At 65.1% G+C, this 21839-nt stretch carries 18 protein-coding genes; 8 read left to right on the top strand and 10 right to left on the bottom strand.

Annotated elements, in window-relative coordinates; genetic code table 11:
• Window positions 1–31 precede the first annotated feature (31 nt).
• The 6 genes from GPT34_RS02745 to GPT34_RS02720 all read left to right on the top strand — a co-directional run bounded on the left by GPT34_RS02745 (window position 32) and on the right by GPT34_RS02720 (window position 5572).
• Complete coding sequence (locus GPT34_RS02745) at window positions 32–580, top strand: septation protein A (protein WP_291009440.1); 549 nt, start codon at window positions 32–34, stop codon at window positions 578–580.
• Entirely contained in the window at window positions 577–858 is a 282-nt protein-coding gene (locus GPT34_RS02740) for a BolA family protein (protein WP_291009438.1), read from the top strand. Before GPT34_RS02745 ends, GPT34_RS02740 begins: the two co-directional genes overlap by 4 nt.
• A gap of 108 nt (window positions 859–966) precedes the next feature.
• The gene (locus GPT34_RS02735) at window positions 967–1746 is read left to right on the top strand and encodes a peptidylprolyl isomerase (protein WP_291009436.1); all 780 of its coding nucleotides are present in this window, start codon (window positions 967–969) and stop codon (window positions 1744–1746) included.
• Window positions 1747–1911: 165 nt separating this feature from the next.
• Window positions 1912–3258 carry a glutamine synthetase family protein gene (locus GPT34_RS02730; protein WP_291009434.1) on the top strand — a complete coding sequence of 449 codons (1347 nt, stop codon included), beginning with the start codon at window positions 1912–1914 and terminating at the stop codon, window positions 3256–3258.
• 169 nt (window positions 3259–3427) lie between these two features.
• Complete coding sequence (locus GPT34_RS02725; RefSeq protein WP_291009432.1) at window positions 3428–4807, top strand: aspartate aminotransferase family protein; 1380 nt, start codon at window positions 3428–3430, stop codon at window positions 4805–4807.
• 30 nt (window positions 4808–4837) lie between these two features.
• Complete coding sequence (locus GPT34_RS02720) at window positions 4838–5572, top strand: hypothetical protein (RefSeq protein ID WP_291009430.1); 735 nt, start codon at window positions 4838–4840, stop codon at window positions 5570–5572.
• Here GPT34_RS02720 and GPT34_RS02715 read toward each other — a convergent pair.
• From GPT34_RS02715 to purL, 10 genes are all read right to left on the bottom strand, one after another.
• Complete coding sequence (locus GPT34_RS02715) at window positions 5460–6155, bottom strand: heparan-alpha-glucosaminide N-acetyltransferase (protein WP_291009530.1); 696 nt, start codon at window positions 6153–6155, stop codon at window positions 5460–5462. The genes GPT34_RS02720 and GPT34_RS02715 overlap by 113 nt on opposite strands.
• Before the next feature lie 41 nt (window positions 6156–6196).
• Window positions 6197–6997, bottom strand: a complete 801-nt coding sequence (locus GPT34_RS02710) for an alpha/beta hydrolase (RefSeq protein WP_291009428.1) — start codon at window positions 6995–6997, stop codon at window positions 6197–6199.
• A 147-nt stretch (window positions 6998–7144) separates the two neighbouring features.
• Window positions 7145–7336, bottom strand: coding sequence for a hypothetical protein (locus tag GPT34_RS02705; RefSeq protein WP_291009426.1), 192 nt, complete (start codon window positions 7334–7336; stop codon window positions 7145–7147).
• A gap of 114 nt (window positions 7337–7450) precedes the next feature.
• Window positions 7451–9451 (bottom strand): PAS domain-containing sensor histidine kinase, encoded by a 2001-nt coding sequence (locus GPT34_RS02700; protein WP_291009424.1) that lies wholly within the window; start codon window positions 9449–9451, stop codon window positions 7451–7453.
• Window positions 9452–9573: 122 nt separating this feature from the next.
• Window positions 9574–9945: a hypothetical protein gene (locus GPT34_RS02695; protein ID WP_291009422.1), complete on the bottom strand. Its 372-nt coding sequence runs from the start codon at window positions 9943–9945 to the stop codon at window positions 9574–9576.
• A 71-nt stretch (window positions 9946–10016) separates the two neighbouring features.
• Window positions 10017–10337, bottom strand: coding sequence for a heavy metal-binding domain-containing protein (locus GPT34_RS02690; RefSeq protein ID WP_291009421.1), 321 nt, complete (start codon window positions 10335–10337; stop codon window positions 10017–10019).
• Window positions 10338–10359: 22 nt separating this feature from the next.
• Window positions 10360–10911 (bottom strand): hemerythrin domain-containing protein, encoded by a 552-nt coding sequence (locus GPT34_RS02685; RefSeq protein ID WP_291009419.1) that lies wholly within the window; start codon window positions 10909–10911, stop codon window positions 10360–10362.
• Window positions 10912–11022: 111 nt separating this feature from the next.
• Window positions 11023–12867: a TIR domain-containing protein gene (locus tag GPT34_RS02680; RefSeq protein WP_291009417.1), complete on the bottom strand. Its 1845-nt coding sequence runs from the start codon at window positions 12865–12867 to the stop codon at window positions 11023–11025.
• Window positions 12868–13052: 185 nt separating this feature from the next.
• Window positions 13053–14030: a DUF808 domain-containing protein gene (locus GPT34_RS02675; RefSeq protein WP_291009415.1), complete on the bottom strand. Its 978-nt coding sequence runs from the start codon at window positions 14028–14030 to the stop codon at window positions 13053–13055.
• Window positions 14031–14066: 36 nt separating this feature from the next.
• Complete coding sequence (gene purL, locus GPT34_RS02670; RefSeq protein ID WP_291009413.1) at window positions 14067–18107, bottom strand: phosphoribosylformylglycinamidine synthase; 4041 nt, start codon at window positions 18105–18107, stop codon at window positions 14067–14069.
• 115 nt (window positions 18108–18222) lie between these two features.
• Here purL and map point away from each other — a divergent pair, with 115 nt between their 5' ends.
• Both map and GPT34_RS02660 read left to right on the top strand, forming a co-directional pair.
• Complete coding sequence (gene map, locus GPT34_RS02665) at window positions 18223–19050, top strand: type I methionyl aminopeptidase (RefSeq protein ID WP_291009412.1); 828 nt, start codon at window positions 18223–18225, stop codon at window positions 19048–19050.
• Between the two features lie 10 nt (window positions 19051–19060).
• Entirely contained in the window at window positions 19061–21817 is a 2757-nt protein-coding gene (locus tag GPT34_RS02660; protein WP_291009410.1) for a [protein-PII] uridylyltransferase, read from the top strand.
• Window positions 21818–21839: the final 22 nt, after the last annotated feature.

Genomic DNA, 21839 nt, shown 5'->3' with positions numbered 1-21839 from the left:
CCACCGCCTCCGCAGGCCCGATAATCGGGCCATGCGTTTCCTGATCGACTTTTTTCCGATCGCCCTCTTTGTCGGGGCGTACAAGCTGCACGACATCTACACCGCCACCGCGGTGCTGATGGCGGCCACCGTGGTGCAGACTGGCCTCATCTACGCCATTGACCGCAAGCTGCAGACCCTGCACAAGGTCACGCTGGTGCTGGTAATCGTTTTCGGGGTCCTCACGCTGGCGCTGCACGATGAACGTTTCATCAAGTGGAAGCCTACCGTGCTGTACGCCAGCATGGCCATCGTGCTGGGCGCGGCCCTCTGGGGCTGGAAGAAGAACTTCCTGCAGATTTTGCTGGGGAGCCAGCTGAGCCTGCCCGAGGCGGTGTGGGCCCGCTTGACGGTGATCTGGATCATCTACTTTCTCTTCATGGCGGCGCTCAATGCCTACGTGGCGGCCTACTACTCCACCGAGGCCTGGGTGAACTTCAAGCTCTGGGGTTACGCCTTCCCGGTGGTCTTCATCGTGGGCCAGGGCCTGTACATCTCGCGCTACCTGAAAGACGACGACGGTGAGGCGAGCAAATCATGAGCGCACCAGCAGACGCCATCCCCACCGCGCCAGCCATTGAAGCCGCCTTGCGCGCCACGCTCTCGCCCAGCGTGCTGGAGGTGATCGACGAGAGCGCCGACCACGCTGGTCACGCAGGCGCCAATGGCCTGGGTTACGGCACCCATTTCCGGGTGCGCATCGGTGGCCCGGCCTTTGCTGGCCATAGCCGAGTGGCTCAGCACCGCCTTGTGTATGATGCGCTGCAAAAATTCACCGATGCCGGCCTGCACGCACTGGCCATCGAAATCCAGCGCTGACGCTGCCCTGCCCCCTCCAGCTGACACGCTGATTCAGCATCCGTCCCAGCTTTGCGGCACTTTCTTGCGCCGACCTCCTCCAAGCCCTTTTCCACTTCGAGACGCTCCATGAAACGCTCCCTGCTTGCCCTCACCGCGACCGCCTTGCTCGCCGCCGCCCCTTGGTCCCTGGCCCAGAACGTGGCCATCGTCAACGGCAAGGCCGTGCCCCTGGCCCGCGTGGAGGCCCTGGCCCAGCAGGTCGCCGCCTCGGGCCGTCCGGTGGACGACCAGGTGCGAGCCCAGCTCAAGGAAGAGGTCATCCTGCGTGAGATCTTCATGCAGGAAGCGCAGAAGCGCGGCATCGGCGCCACCGACGACTACAAGAACCAGATGGAACTGGCGCGTCAGACCATCATGATCCGCACCCTGTTTGCGGAATACCAGAAAAAGAACCCGGTGACCGACGCCGACATCAAGGCCGAATACGACAAATTTGTGGCGGCCAACGGTGGCAAGGAATTCCGCGCCCGCCACATCCTGGTGGAGAAAGAAGACGAGGCCAAGGCCATCATCAAGTCCATCAAAGGAGGGGCCAAGTTTGAAGACATCGCCAAGAAATCCTCCAAAGACCCGGGGTCCGGCGCCAACGGTGGTGATCTTGACTGGGCCGCCGCCGCCAGCTACGTGACCGAGTTCTCCGAAGCCATGGTCAAGCTCGACAAGGGCCAGATGACCGAAGAGCCGGTGAAGAGCCAGTTTGGCTGGCACATCATCCGCGTGGACGACGTGCGCCAAGCGCAGCTGCCCAACCTGGACGACATCAAGCCCCAGATTTCTCAGCAAATGCAGCAGCAAAAGCTCACCGAGTTCCAGCGCACGTTGCGGGAAAAAGCCAAGATCGAGTGACGCGATCCAATTGCCAGTTGCTCACAGCGCGGCCTCGGCCGCGCTTTTTTTCGTCTGTCTACTGAGCTCTAGGCTCGGCGGGTGGCTCCTTGCAGGCAAGGGCAAGCGGATAGTTGACCCCCGCCGCCGCTGACCATAATGCCGTCAAACCTTTTGATCACACCCATGACACCCGCACCGACCAGCATCCAGGCCTTTCTCAGCGAACACCGCATCCACGAGGTGGAGTGCGTCATTCCCGACATGACGGGCATCGCGCGCGGCAAGATCCTGCCCAAAGACCTGTTCCTGAACTCGGGACACATGCGCCTGCCCAAGAGCGTGCTGCTCAACACGGTCAACGGCCAGCAACCGGACAACGCCGCCTTTGTGGGCGACACCGATCCCGACATGGTTTGCGTGCCCGACCTCGCCACCGCCCGCGTCGTGCCCTGGGCGGCCGAGCAGGTGGCGGTGATCATTCACGACTGCGAAGAGTTCGACGGCTCGCCGGTGGCGCTTTCGCCGCGCAGCGTGTTGCGTCGGGTGTTGAAGCTGTACGACGCCCAGGGCTGGCAGCCAGTGGTGGCGCCCGAGATGGAGTTCTACCTGGTGGCGCGGCATCAGAACCCCCACGAGCCGCTGCAGCCGCCGCTGGGGCGCACCGGCAAGCCGGAGGCTGGCCGCCAGTCCTATTCCATCGACGCGGTCAACGACTTTGATCCGTTTTTCCTGGAGCTTTCGCGCTTCTGCGAGGTGCACCGGCTGGGCGTGGAAACGCTCATCCACGAAGCCGGCGCCGGACAGATGGAGATCAACTTCACCCACGGTGATGCGATGGACCTGGCCGACCGGGTGTTCCTCTTCAAGCGCACCGTGCGCGAGACTGCCCTGCGACACGGCATCTTCGCCACCTTCATGGCCAAGCCCATGGAGACCGAGCCGGGCAGCGCCATGCACATCCACCAGAGCATCCTGGACCGGGCCAGCGGCCACAACATCTTCAGCGGGTCGGGCGGCGAGGTCACACCCGCATTCCGCCACTTCATCGGCGGCCTGCAGCGCTATATACCGCAGTCCATGCCGATCCTGGCGCCGTATGTGAACTCCTACCGCCGGCTGGCGCGCTTCATGTCTGCGCCCATCAACGTGCAATGGGGCTATGACAACCGCACCTGTGGCATCCGCGTGCCCGAGTCGGACCCCGCCAACCGCCGGCTGGAGAACCGCGTACCCGGTGTGGACGTCAACCCCTACCTGGCCATGGCGACCACGCTGGCCTGCGGCTACCTCGGCATGATGGAGAAGCGTGAGCCCACCGAGCCCATGAGTTCCAGCGCCTGGGACGTGGACTTCGAACTCCCCAGCCACATGGAAGACTCGATCCGCCGCATGCGGGAATGTGAACCCATGCGCGAGTTGCTTGGTCATGCCTTTGTGGACGCCTTCCTCGCCGTGAAGCAAGTGGAGTACGCCACCTACAACCGCGTCATCAGTTCCTGGGAGCGCGAGCACCTGTTGCTGCTGGTGTGAACAGGCGTCACCCCCTGCGCCGCTTCGCGGCCTCCCCCTTTCTCTGGCCTTCGGCCGGAGGGGGACGCAGCCCCCAGGCCCGGCGAAGCCGGTTCCACGGCTGCCCTGGGTTGGGGGCACGCGCTCCGCAAGCACTGCAAGCAGTCAAACCTGAAAACAGAGAGGCCAGATGAAAACCACCACGCCTTCCCACGCCACCCGCCTCGGCCTCGACTGGTCTCGCGCCCAGGCTTTCCTGGCCCGTGAGCGCGCAGCTTATGAGCGCCGCAACCCGCGCTCCGCCGAACTTGCCGCCCAGGCCCGCCAACACCTGCTGTTTGGCGTGCCGTTGCACTGGATGACCGACTGGGGCACGCCGTTCGCCCTGCACGTGGACCACGCCCAGGGTGCCCAGGTGACCGATGTCGATGGCCACACGCTGACTGACTTCTGCCTGGGCGACACCGGCGCCATGTTTGGCCATGCGCCGGCGCCGGTGGCTGCTGCGCTGCAGGCGCAGGCCACGCGCGGCTACACCACCATGCTCGCCACCGCCGACGCAGCCACCGTGGGCGCGGCGCTGGCACAGCGATTTGGCTTGCCACTGTGGCAGTTCGCCATGAGCGCCACCGACGCCAACCGCTACATCGTGCGCTGGATCCGCGCCGCCACCGGCCGCAAGAAGCTGCTGGTGTTCAACGGCTGCTACCACGGCACGATCGAAGATGTGTATGTGGACCTGGTCGAAGGCCAGCCTACCCAGCGCGACAGTTTGCTGGGCCAGGTGCACAACCTGCTGGAGCACACGGTGGTGGTCGAGTTCAACGACCTGCCGGCACTGGAAGCTGCGCTGGCGGCGGGCGACGTGGCCTGCGTGCTGGCCGAACCGGTCATGACCAACATCGGCATGGTGCTACCCGAGCCGGGTTACTGGAAAGCCGCGCAGGCCCTCATTCGCCAACACGGCGCGCTGCTGGTCGCAGACGAAACCCACACCATCAGCACCGGCCCCGGCGGCTACACCCAGGCCCATGGCCTGAAACCCGACGCGCTGGTGCTGGGCAAACCGGTGGGGGGCGGCGTGCCTTGCGCGGTCTACGGCATGAGCGCCGAGCTGGCCCAGCGCGCCGTGCAGGCCAAGCAGGACGCGCCCCCCGGCCACAGCGGCATCGGCACCACCCTCACCGGCAACATGCTGGCCATGGCCGCGATGCGCGCCGCGCTCACCGAGGTGATGACACCCGCCGCCTACGCCCACATGCTACCGCTGGCCGAGCGCCTGTCCAGCGGGATCCGGAAGCTCATTGAGCAGCACCAGCTGCCCTGGTGCGTGACCCAGGTCGGCGCGCGCACCGAATTCCAGTTCACCGCTACCCCGCCCCGCAACGGCAGCGAGGCCGGCGCCATCCTCGACGGCGAGCTCGAACACCTGATCCACCTCGGCCTGCTCAACCGCGGCGTGATGATCACGCCCTTCCACAACATGATGTTGGTCTGCCCCCAGACCACGGCGGCGGATGTGGACCAACTGCTGGCGGCGCTGGATGAGGTGTTGGGCGAGATCGTCTAGACTCCCGCCAAATCCTCAAGATCCAAGCTCATGATCAAGACCCTCAGCTCACTGGTGTTCTGTGTCGCAGTGGTCGGATGCGCCTCGGTGGAACCAGAAAGCCTCAAGCAGGTGAACATCGGGATCAACCTTGGCGAGCCTGCGCAGTTCAACTGGGTTGACCAACGGTCTGCCGAAGAGAAGCAAACCAGGCTTGACCCAAGCGTGGGCAGTGGCAATCAGCTGTTTATCTTGGGAGACGACAAGGTATCTCCTCCGCCTGCGGACCTGATGAGGGCCTGGTTGCAGCAAACCGCAGGGAATAGACTAAGTGGTCGATCCGTGTCCTTGGACAAGTTCGAGCTGCGAATTTTTGACCCCAGTGTTTCGGTAGATCAGGAACGGTTGTTCACCGCGTCCGCGTCTGTTCCCGGAGGGCTGATCGCGGCGCCGCTGGCTGGGGCGTTCATCTATGGCATAGAGAAAATGCGCCGGGAAATCGGGGTCTATACCAATATTCACATAGCGATCAATGGGACGGCGATCTTCGCTCAGGGTGAGCGCAAGTACCGCGGCAGCGTGAGTGAAAAAGAGATTGCTCAATCCGTGCAAGTGGCGTTGGACGATCTGGCCAGCAAGATTGAGATCCACTTGCCGACGCTGGAGCCAGCGACTATCGAGTTGTCATCCATAACGTCAGCCCAGCCAGGAGCACCGGCTGATGCAGCAGGTAATAGCTCAGGCTCCAACGCCCCAACACCACCAGGGGCTGCTTCCAGCCGCTAGCTGCGGCGTCGCTGGAACCCAGCCAGTGCGGCTGGTGTTGCAGCGCCCAGCGCCCGGCTGCGACGCCCCACCACATCACGCCCAGCCAGGGGATCAGCGGTACATAGTCTTCGGTCCGGGGCAGGCGGCTAATCAGGCCAAGCCAGTTGAGTGCCGGGCCGTTCAAGACCTCCAGCACGGGCACAGCAGCGATGGCCAGCGGCGCGGCGAACTTGGCGGCGATGGCCAGCGCGCCCAGCGGCCAGAGCCAGAAACCCCAGCCGGCGGTGAGCCGCACCACGATCAGCATCACCGCAATGCCGTGCAACACGCCAAAGTAGATGAAGCTGTTCGGAAACATCACCAGCGAGCCCGCGGTGACCAGCAGCGCCGCACCCGCCACCTGGGCCCAGCGCTTCCAGAAGCGCGACCAGCTCTGGCCTTGGTGTACCGCCACCGCCTGCGACAAGCCGGCGGTGAAGAGAAAGAGGCTGACGATGGCCGTGCGCTGCCAGGTCCAGAACGGGTCGCGGTAAAAGTCTTGGTCGATGAGACCGAAGTGGTCGAGGTCAAAACAGAAGTGGTAGACCGTCATCCAGACCATGGCCAGCGCCCGCAGCAGGTCGATGCGGTCCAGGCGCTGACTCACAGCCGCTTTTCCTGAGTGGCTGCGGAGCGCGTGGCCTGCTGGTGCACGCCGAGCAGCAAGTCGGCGAGGGCCTGCGGCTCGCTCACCATGGGATCGTGCCCGGTTTTCATCTCATGCACCTGCCAGCCTGGCTCCTGCCGCACCCGGATGCGCGAGGCCGCGATGGTGGGCAAGGCCGGCGCGGTGCAGTCGATGAAGGTGCGCGGCAAGGCCGCCACGCGCGCCGCGTCGAAGTGCAGCGGCTGCCGGTACACCGCGAAGGGCTGCGGCGTCTGGCGGCGGTTCACCCAGTCGCGGTCGGCGCCGTCCAGGCCAAACACTGCCGCATCGGGCGGCGGAAAACTCAAACCACCGCTGGGCGCCGCCGCGTCGATGCGGGCCTGTTGCGTTTCCGGTGTGTGGCGGCTGCTCCAGCTCTCACCAGGCTCTGGCACCACCGCGTCCAGATACACCAGGTGGGCCAGGCGTTGCTGGTGCTCGCGCTGCAGGCGGTCCGCCACCCCGGTGATCACGATGCCGCCGTAGCTGTGGCCCACCAGCACCACCCGCGCCAGCTCCTCGGCCTCGATCAGCCCGATCACGTCCTGGATGTGCGTGTGCAGGTCGATCGCTGGCCTCATGAGGTGCGCCCGCTCGCCCACACCGCTCAGCGTGACGGCGTGCGTCTCCACCCCTCGAGCCCGCATCAAAGGCAGCACCCGCCGCCAGCACCAGGCGCCGTGCCAGGCGCCGTGTACCAGCAACACGGCCGGCCATTCCGGATGGTTGGTTTCGGTCAGATGGGGGGCTTGGGTCATTGGTGCTTTCCGGGACAAATCTGCATGCAATTCTGCACGCCTCGGACCCTGTCACCAGCGGCTGGCCCAGCGCATCCACCGGTTCGGTGTCTGCACCTGTAGCGGCGCGAACAGAATCCTGCTTGACGACCAGTCCGTGCCCACGCATCAGCCCGTATGGCTTACATGTGCAATGGCGGCGTGCGATGCACGCTCGATCCATTTCATGGGCTGGTAGAACAGCGGCATTCGCAGGTTGGTGAAGGCCCGCATTCGGCACGGTGCCGGGTCGATCGAGGTCGTTCTGGTGCAGCGTTCGAGGCGACTCGCTCCTGCTGCATCGATCTGATCTTCCGGCATGGAGCCAGTGCAGTTGCAGTGTTCTCGGACCAGCAGGATGGGCCCTGGCAAGCCTGGCCCTTGCCGCCATCCGGCACGATACTGCGACTGCCCAGCGCCGTGCCGAGTCCGGTTTCAGCGCTCGAGCAGGCGCTCAATGGCGGCGCACAGTGCCTCGACCGTGTCGGGCTTGAAGATCACCTCGTCGACGCCAGCCGCAGGCGCCTGTCGGCGCAGTTCCTCGCTGATGTAACCCGAGGCGATGGCCACCGGCAGGTTCGGGTGCAGGGCTTTGATCTCACGCGCCAGCCGCAGCCCGGACATACCCGGCATGTTGAAATCCGTGATGCACAGCGCCACGTCCAGCGGCGCCTTGCGCAGCGCACCCAGTGCGTCCTGCGGGTCGGTAAAGGCGCTAACGCGATAACCGTTGCGCTCCAGCAGGCGCCGCACCAGAAAAGTGATGGCTTCGTCATCGTCGACGTAGAGCACGTGGGGCGCAGGCGCGTTACCAAGCAGTTGAGCGGGTTCAGCGACTTTGGGCGGCTCAGCCAGCGGCGCGTCGGGCACCGCATCCGTCAGGCCGGGGAAGACAGCGGTGAATACCGTACCCGCACCGAGCTCGCTGCGCACCCGCAGGGTCGCGCCGTGCTCGCGCAGGATGCCATGAACCACCGCCAGGCCCAGCCCGGTGCCGGCGCCGGGCGCCTTGGTGGTGAAGAAAGGCTCGAACACGCGAGCGAGCGTCTCGGGCAGCATACCGCTCCCGTTGTCGATCACCGACAGGCGCACGCCTACGCCGGTCCAGATCGCGAGCGGTGGCAGTGCTTCCAGCTCGTCGCCCCCCTTGAGCGCATCGGGCTGTTCGATGCGTTCCAGCTGCAGTCGGACGGCCGCGCCAGCTTGGCCCTGCACCGCCTGCACCGCATTGTTCGCCAGGTTCAGCACCACCTGCTCGATCTGCGTGGCGTTGGCCATCACCGCAGGCAGGGTCGGGTCCACCATCAGCTGCAGTGACACATCGGCCGGCAGGGTGGCGCGCAGCAGATCGTGCGCCTCTTCGAGCACAGCGCGCAGGCAGGTGGGTTGTCGGGTGCTGTCCTGCCGACGGCTGAAGGCCAGGATCTGCTGAACCAGATCGCGCGCCCGCCGTCCGGCCTTGCGAATTTCATACAGGCTGGTGCGCGCTGGGTTGCTCTCGGGCACGTCGTCCAGTCCGAGTTCCACGTTGCCCAGGATGGCCGCCACGATGTTGTTGAAATCGTGCGCCACACCACCGGCGAGGGTACCCAGCGCTTCCATCTTCTGCGACTCGCGCAACTGCGAGAGCAGGTGCAGACGGGCGTCTTCAGCGGTCTTGCGCTCAGACAGGTCGTAATCGATACAGAAGAACTCGGGTGTTTGGCCGTCTCGCTGCAGCAGCACATGGCTGGAGTACACCGAGACGGCGCTGCCATCCTTGCGCTGCAGCGTCAGTTCCCCCGCGGGAATCGCCTGGCCGCTGGCGACCATCTGCTCCGTGGCGGCCACCACGTCGGCGTGCATCGGCGGCGGAATGATGAGGTCCAGCAAACTGGCTCCGACCGCTTCCTGCGCACTGAAACCGTAAAGGCACTCGGACGCGTGGTTCCAGAAGCGGCACACCAGGTTGGCGTCGTAGCCCTGCACCGCCACGTTGGGAATGCCGTCGATCAGTTGCCGGAAGCGGTCTTCGCTTTTGCGCAGATTCTCTTGCGCCTGCTGGCTGTTAGACACATCCAGAATGAACGAATGCCACAGGATGCTGCCGTCGGACTGTGGCTTCGGTCTACCCACCCCGTGCAACCATTTGCGGCGCCCGGATGGCGTGGTGATGCGCCACTGGAAAGACCAGTCCGTCCCGTGCTTGGCGGAATCGGCCACGGAAGCGGCCATGGCTGGCAAATCGTGCGCATCGACCATGCCCCACATGGGGCTTGCGTCCATCACTAGGTCCGCAGCTTCGATCTCCCAGATATCCACACAGCCGCTGCTCATGTGCTCGACCCGGTCCGTGCCGTCGGGCAGCACGCGGTAACGAAACAGTGCTCCCGGCACGAACTCGGCCAGCTGGTCGATCTCGAGTGGGCCTTTCGCCTGCTCGTGCTGTAACGTCATTTAACTCAGTATCCTTGCTTGCTGCCGCTTGCGCAAGCAGCTGAGCTCTGTCTTTCCTCATCAAGCGCAAGCCGTGTGACTTTTTGGTTCTTTTGGGTCCGCCATGGCCCGCCAGCGCGGTTTCAAAGCGCTTCCCGCGCCTCGACCTGCAGCTGCCGGACGCTCGCGCCACTTACCTTCACAACCGCCCTCACCCGCAACGCCTGCTCGGCCTCCAGCCGCACGCGCTGGTGGTACTCCAGTCCATCAGTCTGGCCAGGGTTGTGGGCCGGGATGCGGCGGCTCCACTGGCGCTTGCCATCGAACTCCACCGTGAGTTCCAGCCAGGCAGCGTCGGCGGCTGGCTGGACGGGCACGTCCACCACCAGGGTGGCGTCCACGTCGAAGACGCGGGCGCGGGACAGCAGGCCGGGGATGGTCATCACGGCGACCGTACCGGTGCCGGCGTCGTGCCGCCAGTGTTCGGGCTGAGGGTCTTGGGGCTTGAGCGTCATGGCCCAGCACTGTAGCCCAGCGCTGGCAGCCCCGGACACCGCTGGAGATTCGTGGCAGGGGGTGCGCCCGGCTACTCCACCACCACTGCCGTGCCGCTGGCCGAGACCATGAGCATGCCGTTGCCCTGGCCGAGCACTTCGTAGTCCAGGTCCACGCCCACCACGGCGTTAGCTCCCAGCTCCTGGGCGCGTTGCTGTAACTCGGCAATCGCGATGTCGCGCGCCTTTTGCAGCTCGCGCTCGTAGGTGGCTGAGCGCCCGCCGACCAGGTCGCGGATGCCGGCAAACAGATCCTTGAACAGGTTGGCGCCGAGGATGGCTTCGCCTGCCACCACGCCGTGGTACTTCGTGATGCGCTTGCCTTCGACGCTGGGGGTGGTGGTCACGATCATGGGGTGGCAGCTCCTGCGGGAGTCAGATGTAGGCGTTGACCGGCTTGGCATGCCGCATGTGCAGCGACATACCGAGCGCCGCCATGTGGTTGCTGTTGCGGCTGAGGATGGTTTCGGAGAGAGGCAGGAATTCGGCTTCCTCATAGCCGGCGTGGGCCTTGTATTCAGCCACCAGGCGTTGCAGGTCGGCGATGTTGAGATCGGTTCCCTGTCCCTTGGCCACGCGCTTCAAGCCGCTTTCCAGCGTTTTCCAGAGCGCTTCCACGCGCCGGTGTTCGTCGGTCAGCCGTTGCGTCATGGCTTTCACGCGGGTCAGCTCATCGCCGGGCTGGGCGCTCGCGATCACAGCCGGGAACAGCTCGCGCTCTTCTTCTAGGTGGTGCTCGAAGATGGCTTCTCGGAAGAACTCCAGCGCCTCTTCCGCAATTTGTCGGGCCCGGGCAGCTGGCTCCAGCAACGCCGGCAACTCGCCCAAGGTGTGGAGCTTCTTGAGAATGCCCTCATGACAATTCGAGAAGCTGGCTATGGGGGCGCCGTCGTCAGTGGGAGCAGCTGGGGTGGTGGATAGGGCCATGGTTGTTCCGTTTCACGCAGGCAGCAGACCCCAATTGGGCATGCCCCCACAGGGAGACAGTCTAGGTTTCACAATGGCAAACGTCTTGACCCATGTCAACCGCTAGCCGCCTCACGGCGCCCGATGCGCCAGCAGCTCAAACAGGTCCTTTTCACTTTCGCTGCCGTTGGCCGAGGTCACGCGGCGTTGCATGCGCACATAACGCTTCATGTCTGGTGCGTACCAGATCAGGTAGTGCACGCGCACCGGCTCGATCTGGGCTGTGGCCGAGGTGCCGGTTTGGGCTCGGCTGCTCCAGACTTCGACCTTGTACGCTTGAAAGCTGCCAGCTGGCACGCTCACGGACTCCTGACCCAGCACCTTGGCCTGGGAACTCCAGCCCGACCACGCCGTGTCCAGACTGGGCGTGGGCAGGCCGCTGAGAGAAGCTTGCTGCGCCAGCTGCACAAAGGCGCCGAAATAGGGGCTGAACTCCTGCCCGATGAGGTCCCAGGCAATGAAGTCCGGCTTGCCGCCACGCGAACGCTTCAGTTCAGCGCCAGTCGTGGGCTCCAGCACGTTCAAGGCATCGGTGACCACATCCCCAGCCACCGCCTGCACCACCACCTCAAAACGCCGTTTCGGACTGGTGGGCCACTTGCCACTTGAACGGTAGGTCCAGCGCTCACCTTTCAACGGAAGCGGCGACGCCACGCTGGGTGCAACGGGTGCAGGTGCAGGTGCCGTGGCAAGGACAGGCGCAGGCGCTGCAGCAGGCGGTGCCGCGTCGGGCGACTTTGCCTGGCGCGGCGGCACCACCGCCAGTCGCTGGCGGATGGTCTTGCTGCCTGATCGCGCGGTCAAGGTGAACACGGTGGGCGCATCAAGAGGCACCGTGACGCAATCCTGATCGGCTTTTTCCAGTTCACCCGGCCGTGGCGACAAGGTCAGGCTGTCGGCATGGGTGACGCGGTAGCACAGCCGTGCGCGCCCCGATATCGCTTCGGCCTTAAATTCGCCGATCAAGGGTGCCGGTCGGGGTGCCGGCGTGGGCGCCACAACTGGTGGGGTCGCTGGAGCTGGTGATGGTGATGGAGCTGCAGGAGGTGGGGCAGGAGCAGGTTTTGGTGAGGGTACGGGTGTCTGGGCTGGGGCAGGCGGGTCTTTGGGCGCCACCTCGGAGGGAGGCCCTGGCGCAGCTTCGACAACGACCACAGGCGCATCTGCTGGTTGCAAGTCCCTTCGGTCTGTCGCCGGAAGAGAAGTGTCGATCTGAGGTGGGTCGGTGCCCTTGCTTGCCCACCAGCCCAGTCCGGCTATGCCCACTGCAGCCACGGCACCCAGAGCGCCGACCATGATCCACCGCTGACTGGTCTTCTTTCCCCCTCCGGCACTTTCAGGTGTCGCCGCCAGCACGGGAGCCGTAGAAATCGACGCAGCGGATGCCGCTGCAGTCTCAGGTGCAATCAGAGCCGGTTCATTCAATTTGGGCGCGGGTTCAAGCTGTGGCGCGGCTCTGTCCAGAATGCCCTCCAGCGTGCGAATCAGTTCTGCAGACGAAGCGTCCCATTGCTTGTGGCTGATTTCGATCGCCTGACGCCGGGTCAGGGTCTTGAGCTCTTCGGGCAACTCCGCGGCCAGTGGCATGACCGCGCCTCCAACCAGAACGGGCACCACGCGGATCTTGCGCTTGAGGGCCGTGCCGGTTTCCAGCCGAATGAAATCGTTGGGATCGTCGAGTCGCCGCCGGCCAGCCGCATCGGTGCCGTGGGTCCATTCGTCGCCGATGATGACGATGAGCACCCGGCACGAGTCCACTGCGGCCTCGATGGCTTCGACGAAATCAAGCCCGGGCTCGATGCCTTCGACATCCATGAAGACGCGCTCGGGACCGAAGTACGCAGCCAAGCGGTCGTACAGGCGTCCGGCGTAGCCCGCCGAATCGTCGCGCCGGTAGCTGATAAAAATGCCATCCATCACCGACCAGTCTCCCCATCACCACCCTAAGACGGTGTCTCACCGTGAACGCCAAGAGGTTTCGAAGGAAACCGGCAATCACAAGGCAGATGCTTCTGCGGACCATGATGAAGCATCCCCGAGCAGGGTGCAACCCTGGCGGGAGGTCGATATGGGTAGAACTGAGACCAGTGCCCCCCGCAGGCTCAGTGACCCATGGGCGTCACAGAAGACCGCATTCGCTTGATGAGGCCGAGGATGCCAACCACCGCCACTCCCGCGGCCAGGCCCGCAAGGGCTCCGGCGACGCTGGACAACAGCGCACCCAGCCAGCCCAGCGGGGCCATGGCAGCCTCGATGCCGTGACCCAGGGCGGGCACACCGTGCACCAGGATGCCGCCGCCCACGAGAAACATCGCGGCAGTGCCCACGATCGAGAGCGTTTTCATGAGCCAGGGCGCGGCGATCAGGATGGCACGGCCCAGCGACTGCTTCCAGCTCGCGGCTTGCTCGCTGAGGTGCAGGCCAGCGTCATCGAGCTTGACGATACCGGCCACCAGGCCATAGACGCCCACGGTGATCAACACCGAAATGCCCACCAGCACCGCCAGCTGCCGTTCAAAGCTGGCAGCGGCGACCGTACCCAGGGTGATGACGATGACTTCGGCCGAAAGGATGAAGTCGGTGCGCACCGCACCTTTGATCTTGTCCTTCTCGAAAGCCACCAGGTCCACCTGCTTGTCGGCCAAAGCCGCCAGCCGATTGGCGCGTTTGGCCAGGTCCTCTTCCTTCTGGTGGAAGAACGCGTGTAACACCTTTTCAGCACCCTCAAAACACAGGTAGAGGCCACCGAGCATGAGCAGCGGCGTGATCACCCAGGGCGCCACCGCGCTGATGGCCAGCGCCGCCGGTACCAAAATTGCCTTGTTGCGCAAAGAGCCCTTGGCCACCGCCCAAACCACAGGCAGCTCGCGATCGGCGCGCACGCCAGTGACCTGCTGGGCGTTGAGCGCCAGATCATCACCCAGCACGCCAGCCGTTTTCTTCGCCGCGACCTGCGTCAAGGCCGCCACATCGTCGGCAGCAGCCACGCCCTGGCGAGCCGCCACTTTGGTCATCACCGCCACGTCGTCCAGCAGCGTGGCGATGTCGTCAATGAGGGCGAGAAGACTGGTAGCGGCCATGGAGAGGGTCTCGCAAAAGAATGAGCAGCAGAGGCGTCAGCCCACCCACTTGCGCGCATTGCGCCAGATGCGCATCCACGGACTGGCGGCAGCAGGGTCGCCGCTGGTCCAGCTCATCTGCAGATTGCGGAACACCCGCTCGGGGTGCGGCATCATGGCGGTGAAGCGGCCGTCCGCCGTGGTGACGGCAGTGAGGCCACCCGGACTGCCGTTGGGATTGAACGGGTACTGCTCGGTGGCCGCGCCATGGTGGTCCACGAAGCGCATGGCGGCGATGGCCTTGGCCGGGTCGCCGCGATGCTTGAAGTTGGCATAACCCTCGCCGTGTGCCACCGCGATCGGCAGGCGGCTACCCGCCATGCCTTGCAGGAACAGGCTGGGCGATTCCAGCACCTCCACCAGAGAGTGGCGGGCTTCGAAACGCTCGCTCTGGTTGGTGGTGAAGCGCGGCCAGGCGTCTGCGCCGGGGATGATGTCGGCCAGTTCGGCAAACATCTGACAACCATTGCACACGCCCAGGCCAAAGGTGTTGTTGCGCTTGAAAAAGTCGCGGAACTGGTCGGCCAGCACGTCGTTGAAGGTGATGCTGCGAGCCCAGCCAATGCCGGCGCCCAGCGTGTCGCCATAGCTGAACCCGCCACATGCCACCAAGCCCTGGAAATGGCTCAGGTGGGCGCGTCCCATCTGCAGGTCGGTCATGTGCACGTCAAACGCCTCGAACCCGGCCTGGGTGAAGGCGTAGGCCATTTCCACATGAGAGTTCACGCCCTGCTCGCGCAGGATCGCGACTTTGGGACGAGCCAGGTTGAGGAACGGCGCGGCCACATCCTCGGTCGGGTCGAAACTCAGCGACAGGTGAAGGCCCGGGTCGTCGGGCAGGCCCGCGGCGGCGTGCTCGGCTTCGGCGCAGGCCGGGTTGTCGCGCTGCTGGTTGATCTTCCAGCTCACGCTGTCCCAGACCTGGTGCAGATCGAACAGGTTGGCGCTGAAAACGGCCTTGGCGTCGCGCCAGACCTGCAGCTGGCCCTTGCCCGCGTCGATGGGCGACTCAACCGGGTGGGTTTTGCCGACGAAATGGCTGTGTTTGGACAGGCCGTGTTCGCGCAGGGTTTGCATCACCGCGTTGCGATCTTCGGTTTTCACCTGGATCACCACGCCCAGCTCTTCGCTAAACAAGGCCTTGAGCGTGAGTTCTTCGCGCCGGGCGCTGACCTGCTTGCTCCAGTTCTTGGCGTCACCGTACTCGGCGCGGCTGTCGGAAATGCCGTCGCCCTCGGTGACCAGCAGATCGACGTTGATGGACACGCCCACGTGGCCGGCAAACGCCATTTCTGCCACGGTGGCGAGCAGGCCGCCGTCGCTGCGGTCGTGGTAGGCTAGGATGCGGCCTTGGACGCGCAGCGTGTTGATGGCATCGACCAGGCGCACCAGGGCCTGCGGGTCGTCCAGATCGGGCACCCCGTCCTGCACCGGGCAGCCCGGCTGGTTGAGCGTCTGGCCGAGGATGCTGCCGGCCAGCCGGTGCTGGCCTTGGCCGAGGTCGATCAGGATCAGCGTGGTGTCGCCCACCTCGGTGCTGAGCTGGGGCGTGAGCGTGCCGCGCACGTCGGCCAGGGTGGCAAAACCGCTCACGATCAGGCTGACCGGCGAGGTCACCTTGTGCTGTTCTTCACCGTCGGCCCACTGCGTGCGCATCGACAGGCTGTCCTTGCCCACGGGGATGGATATGCCCAGCGCCGGGCACAGCTCCATGCCGACGGCCTTCACCGTCTCGAACAGCGCGGCGTCTTCGCCCGGCTCGCCGCAAGCCGCCATCCAGTTAGCGCTGAGCTTGACGCGCGAGAGCTCGATGGGTGCGGCCAGCAGGTTGGTGATGGCTTCGGCCACCGCCATGCGGCCAGAGGCCGGGGCCTGCAGCGCGGCCAGCGGCGTGCGCTCGCCCATGCTCATGGCCTCACCTGCAAAGCCCGCAAAGTCGGCCAGGGTGACGGCGCAATCCGCTACCGGCACCTGCCAGGGACCGACCATCTGGTCGCGGTGGCTCAAACCTCCCACGGTACGGTCGCCAATGGTGATGAGAAACCGCTTGGAAGCCACCGTGGGATGGCTGAGCACGTCGATCACGGCCTGCTGAAGCTCAACACCCGTGAGGTCCATGGGCACGGCCTTTCGCACCACCGTTTTGACGTCGCGGTGCATCTTGGGCGGCTTGCCCAAAAGAACATCCATGGGCATATCGACCGGTGGTTCCTTGCCTTCGTCAAACAGCGTCAAATGCCGCTCTTCGGTCGCCACGCCGACCACCGCAAACGGGCAGCGCTCGCGCTCGCAGAAGGCCTTGAATTGCGGCAGCGACTCGGGCGCGATTGCCAGCACGTAGCGTTCCTGACTTTCGTTGCACCAGATTTCCTTGGGTGCCAGGCCGCTTTCTTCCAGCGGCACGGCGTTGAGGTCGAAGCGCGCACCGCGCCCGGCATCGTTGACCAGCTCGGGAAAGGCGTTGGACAAGCCGCCCGCGCCGACGTCGTGGATGAACAGCACCGGGTTCTTTTCCCCCTGCGCCCAGCAGTGGTTGATGACCTCCTGCGCCCGACGTTCGATCTCAGGGTTGCCGCGCTGCACCGAGTCGAAGTCCAGCGAGGCGGCGTTGGTGCCGCTGGCCATGGAACTGGCCGCGCCGCCGCCCATGCCGATCTTCATGCCCGGGCCGCCAAGCTGGATGAGCAGCGAGCCGGCGGGGAAATCGATTTTTTTCGTCTGGGTAGAGTCGATCACGCCCAGGCCGCCCGCAATCATGATGGGTTTGTGGTACCCCCGCATGACGCCGGTGACGGCCTGCTCGTACTCGCGGAAGTAGCCCAGCAGGTTGGGCCGGCCAAACTCGTTGTTGAACGCCGCGCCGCCCAGCGGCCCCTCGGTCATGATCTGCAGCGGGCTGGCGATGTGCTCGGGCTTGCCGCCCGGCTGGTCGCTCAGGCCGCCCCAGAGCTTGGAGACGGTGAAGCCGGTCAGGCCGGCCTTGGGCTTGGAGCCGCGACCGGTGGCACCTTCATCGCGGATCTCGCCACCCGCGCCGGTGGCCGCACCGGGGAATGGCGAAATGGCGGTGGGGTGGTTGTGCGTTTCCACCTTCATCAGGATGTGGTGGGTGGCGGGCTCGGCGCCGTACGCGGGCGATGCCGAGGTGTTGCCCTGCCCGGCTCGCGCCACGAATCGTTCCACCGCGCTGCCTTCCATGATGGAAGCATTGTCGGAGTACGCCACGATGGTGTGCTGCGGCGCGGTCTGGTGGGTGTGGCGGATCATGCCAAACAGCGTTTTGTCCTGCAGCGCGCCGTCGATGGTGAACTGAGCGTTGAATATCTTGTGGCGGCAATGCTCGCTGTTGGCCTGCGCGAACATCATCAACTCCACGTCGGTGGGGTTGCGCTTCAGGCCGGTGAAGGCGTTCACCAGGTACTCGATCTCGTCGTCCGCCAGCGCCAGGCCCCATGACGTGTTGGCGGTCTCAAGCGCCGCCTTGCCGCCGCCCAGTACATCCACATGCGCCATGGGCGCTGGATGCAGCTCGGTGAACAGCGCCTCAGTCTGGCTGCGTTCGGTGGTGACGGCTTCGGTCATGCGGTCGTGCAGCAGGTCGGCCACGTCACGCAATTGCTCGGGCTTGAGGGTGGCCTTGGCGAGCAGCCCGGCCTTGAGCGTGATGCGATATTCCACCAGCCGCTCCACCCGGTGCAGCGCCAGACCACAGTTGTGCGCGATGTCAGTGGCTTTGGAGGCCCAGGGCGATACCGTGCCCAGGCGCGGCATCACCAGCAGCACCGGAGCAGCGGCCTTGGTGGCCGCTTCATGGGCAGGCAGCACCGGTTCGCCGTAGGTCATCAGTTGACCCAGCCGCTCCAGCGCGCGCGCATCAGGCTCGACGTCGAACGCGGCGAGGTGCACAAAACGGGCTGAGAGGCCGGTGATCTTGTCGAGGCCCGGCGTGGGCAAGGCCGCCAGGCGGCTCAGCAGTTGCTGGACTTTGAAGTCGCTGAGCGCGTTGCCGCCCTCAAAAAAACGCAGGTGCAGGGTCACGGCGGGTGGCCTAGGTTCGGGAGAGGGTGGAAACCTGCGATTTTATCCGGCCAGGGTCTGCGGTCTCCGCCCGGGCAGCACCCCGGATCGGGCATGGGTGGGATAATTCGACGCTATGAGCATCACCTACAAAGACGAAGCGGGCGTGGCCGGCATGCGGCTGGCTGGCCGGCTGGCGTCCGAAGTGCTGGACCATCTCACGCCGCTGATCCAGCCAGGCGTGACCACGCTGCAGATTGACCAGTGGGCGGCGGCATTCATGAAGGAACAGGGCACCACCTCGGCCACGATCGGCTACCAGCCCAGCGGCTATCCGCCCTTCCCTGGCCACCTGTGCACCTCGATCAACCATGTGATCTGCCACGGCATCCCCGGCGACAAGGTGCTCAAGAAGGGTGACATCGTCAACGTGGACGTGACCGTCATCAAGGACGGCTGGTACGGCGACACCAGCCGCATGTTCCTGATCGGTGGCGATGCGTCGGCCTCGATCGCGGCCAAGCGCCTGTGCCAGGTGACGTACGAGGCCATGTGGAAGGGCATCGTCATGGTCAAACCGGGTGTGCGCCTGGGCGACATTGGCCACGCCATCCAGGTCTTCGCCGAAGGCAACGGCTATTCGGTGGTGCGCGAGTTCTGCGGCCATGGCATCGGTCAGCGCTTCCACGAAGAACCGCAGGTGCTCCATTACGGCCGCCCGGGCACGCTCGAAGAGCTCAAGCCAGGCATGACCTTCACCATCGAACCCATGATCAACGCTGGCAAGCGCGACATCAAGGAGATGGGCGACGGCTGGACCATCGTCACCAAAGACCGCTCCCTGTCCGCTCAATGGGAACACACGGTGCTGGTCACGCCCACCGGCTACGAGGTGCTCACCCTCTCCGATGGCTACCCGCCGCTGCCCGACTTCGCCGCCCCTGCGTCTGCCGTGGCGGCCTGAGCGCTTGCCCGTGGACCAGCCTGTCGCCGCCCCTGCGGCTCTGCCCACCGAGAACATCGCAGTCCTGCGCCAGCGCTACCGCGATGGCAAGGCCACGCTCATGGAGGAACTGGGCGAGGCCAGCGCCTCGGCGCGCGGCATGCGACGCGCCTTGCGCCAACTGGCCAAACTGACCGACCAGACCCTGCGCACTCTCTGGTACCACGCCGGATTCAAGACCACCTACGCGCTGCTCGCGGTCGGAGGCTACGGCCGCGGCGAGCTTTTCCCCTATTCCGATGTGGATGTGCTGGTGCTGATGCCCGACGGCATGAAGCCCGAGGACGATGAGGTGCTCAAGCGCCGGCTGGAGGTGTTCATCGGCGCGTGCTGGGACGTGGGGCTGGAGATCGGCTCGAGTGTGCGAACCATCGAAGATTGCCTGACCGAAGCCGCCAAGGACGTGACGGTGCAGACCTCGCTGCTGGAATGCCGGCTGATCCGCGGCAACAAGCCCCTGTTTGACCGCCTGGTCCGCCTGCTGCACGAGGCGATGGACCCGCGGGCTTTTTTCGTGGCCAAGAGCCTGGAGATGCGGCAGCGCCACAACAAGTTTGAGAACACGCCTTACGCGCTGGAGCCCAACTGCAAGGAGTCACCCGGTGGCTTGCGCGACCTGCAGATCATCCTCTGGGTGGCCAAGGCAGCGGGCTACGGCCGCAGCTGGGACGAGCTGGCGCGCAAGGGCCTGGCCACGCCGCTGGAGGCGCGCCAGATCAAGGCCAACGAGGCCATGCTGAGTCTGATCCGGGCTCGCCTTCACCTGCTGGCCAAGCGGCGCGAAGACCGACTGGTGTTCGACCTGCAGACGGCGGTGGCGGAGTCGTTCGGCTTCAAGGCCCACACGCCGCCGATGGAAGTGCCCACCGGCGACGGCCCGAACCACGCCCCCACCCCGCCCAGCGCCAAGGGTGTGCGCCGCGCCAGCGAGCTGCTGATGCGCCGCTACTACTGGGCGGCCAAGGCCGTGACCCAGCTCAACCAGATCCTGATGCTCAACATCCGGGAGCGGCTCAACAGCGAAGCCATGATGATCGACCGACTGCGGCCGATCAACGAGCGTTTTTTCGACAAGGGCGGCACACTGGAGATCGCCAGCGACGACCTCTACGAGCAGCAGCCCCACGCAATTCTCGAAACCTTTCTGCTTTATCAGACCACGGTGGGCATCAAGGCGCTGTCGGCGCGCACGCTTCGCGCGCTCTACAACGCCCGACCGATCATGAACGCGGCGTTCCGCGCCGACCCGGTCAACCGCGCCACGTTCCTCTCCATCCTGAAAGAGTCAGACGGCATCACCCACGCCATTCGGCTGATGAACGAAACCTCGGTGCTGGGGCGCTACCTCTGGGTGTTCCGTCACATCGTGGGCCAGATGCAGCACGACCTGTTTCACGTCTACACCGTGGACCAGCACATCCTGATGGTCTTGCGCAATGTGCGCCGTTTTTTCATACCCGAGCATTCGCACGAATACCCGTTCTGCTCGCAGCTGGCGGCCGGCTGGGACAAACCCTGGATTCTGTACATCGCCGCGCTGTTTCACGACATCGCCAAGGGCCGCGGCGGGGATCATTCCGAGTTGGGCGCGCAGGATGTGCGGGTGTTCTGCCGTCAGCACGGCATCCTCAGAGAAGACACCCAGCTGATCGAGTTTCTGGTGGCCGAGCACTTGGCCATGAGCCGCATCGCTCAAAAAGCCGACCTGAGCGACCCGGACGTGATCGGCGCATTTGCCCGCCGCGTGGGCAATGAGCGATACCTCACCGCCCTGTACCTGCTCACCGTGGCCGACATCCGTGGCACCAGCCCCAAGGTCTGGAACACCTGGAAAGGCAAGCTGCTCGAAGACCTGTACCGCTATACCCTGCGTGCGTTGGGTGGTCGGGCTCCCGACCCGGACGCCGTGGTCGAAGCGCGCAAGCGCGAAGCCCTCACCCTGCTGGCGCTGCACGCCCTGCCCCACATGGCGCACGAAAAGCTGTGGGCGACGCTGGACGTGAGCTACTTCATGCGCCACCAGGCCGACGAAATCGCCTGGCACACCCGCGTTCTGACCCGCGCGCTGGCGCAGCAAGCGACGCAGCAGCGTGCCGCTGCCGCCGCCGCCGCCCTGCCCGGCGCACCGGAGTCGGCGCCCCAGAACGAAAAATCCGTCGTTCGTGCCCGTGTCTCGCCGGAAGCAGGCGGTCTGCAGATCATGGTCTACGCCTCGGACCAGAGTGACCTGTTTGCGCGCATCTGCGGCTACTTCGATGAGTCGGACTTCAACATCCTGGACGCCCGCGTGCACACGACCCGCGACGGGCACGCCATGGACACCTTTCAGGTTGTGGCGCCCACGCTCTCGGACCATTACCGCGAGCTCACCGGTATGGTGGAGAACGATCTGGCCAAAGCCATCGACAGCCGGGGCCCGCTGCCCGTACCCAGCAAAGGCCGGCTTTCGCGCCGCGTCAAACACTTCCCCGTCACCCCTCGGGTCGACCTGCGGCCGGACGACAAGGCTCAGCGCTGGCTGCTCAGCGTCTCGGCGAGCGACCGCAACGGCCTGCTTTACTGCATCTCGCGCGTGCTCGCCGAGCACCATGTGAGCGTCGAACTCGCCAAGATCAGCACGCTGGGCGAACGCGTGGAAGACACCTTCCTCATCAGCGGACCCCAGCTGCAGGTCAACAAGCGCCAGATCGAGATCGAGACCGAGCTGCTGAAGGCGCTGGAGAGCTGAGCGCGCAATACAGCAGCTGCGC

It is taken from the genome of Hydrogenophaga sp. (assembly GCF_011390835.1).
Taxonomy (GTDB): Bacteria; Pseudomonadota; Gammaproteobacteria; order Burkholderiales; family Burkholderiaceae_C; genus Hydrogenophaga.
This window is presented reverse-complemented; position numbering and strand designations above follow the sequence as displayed.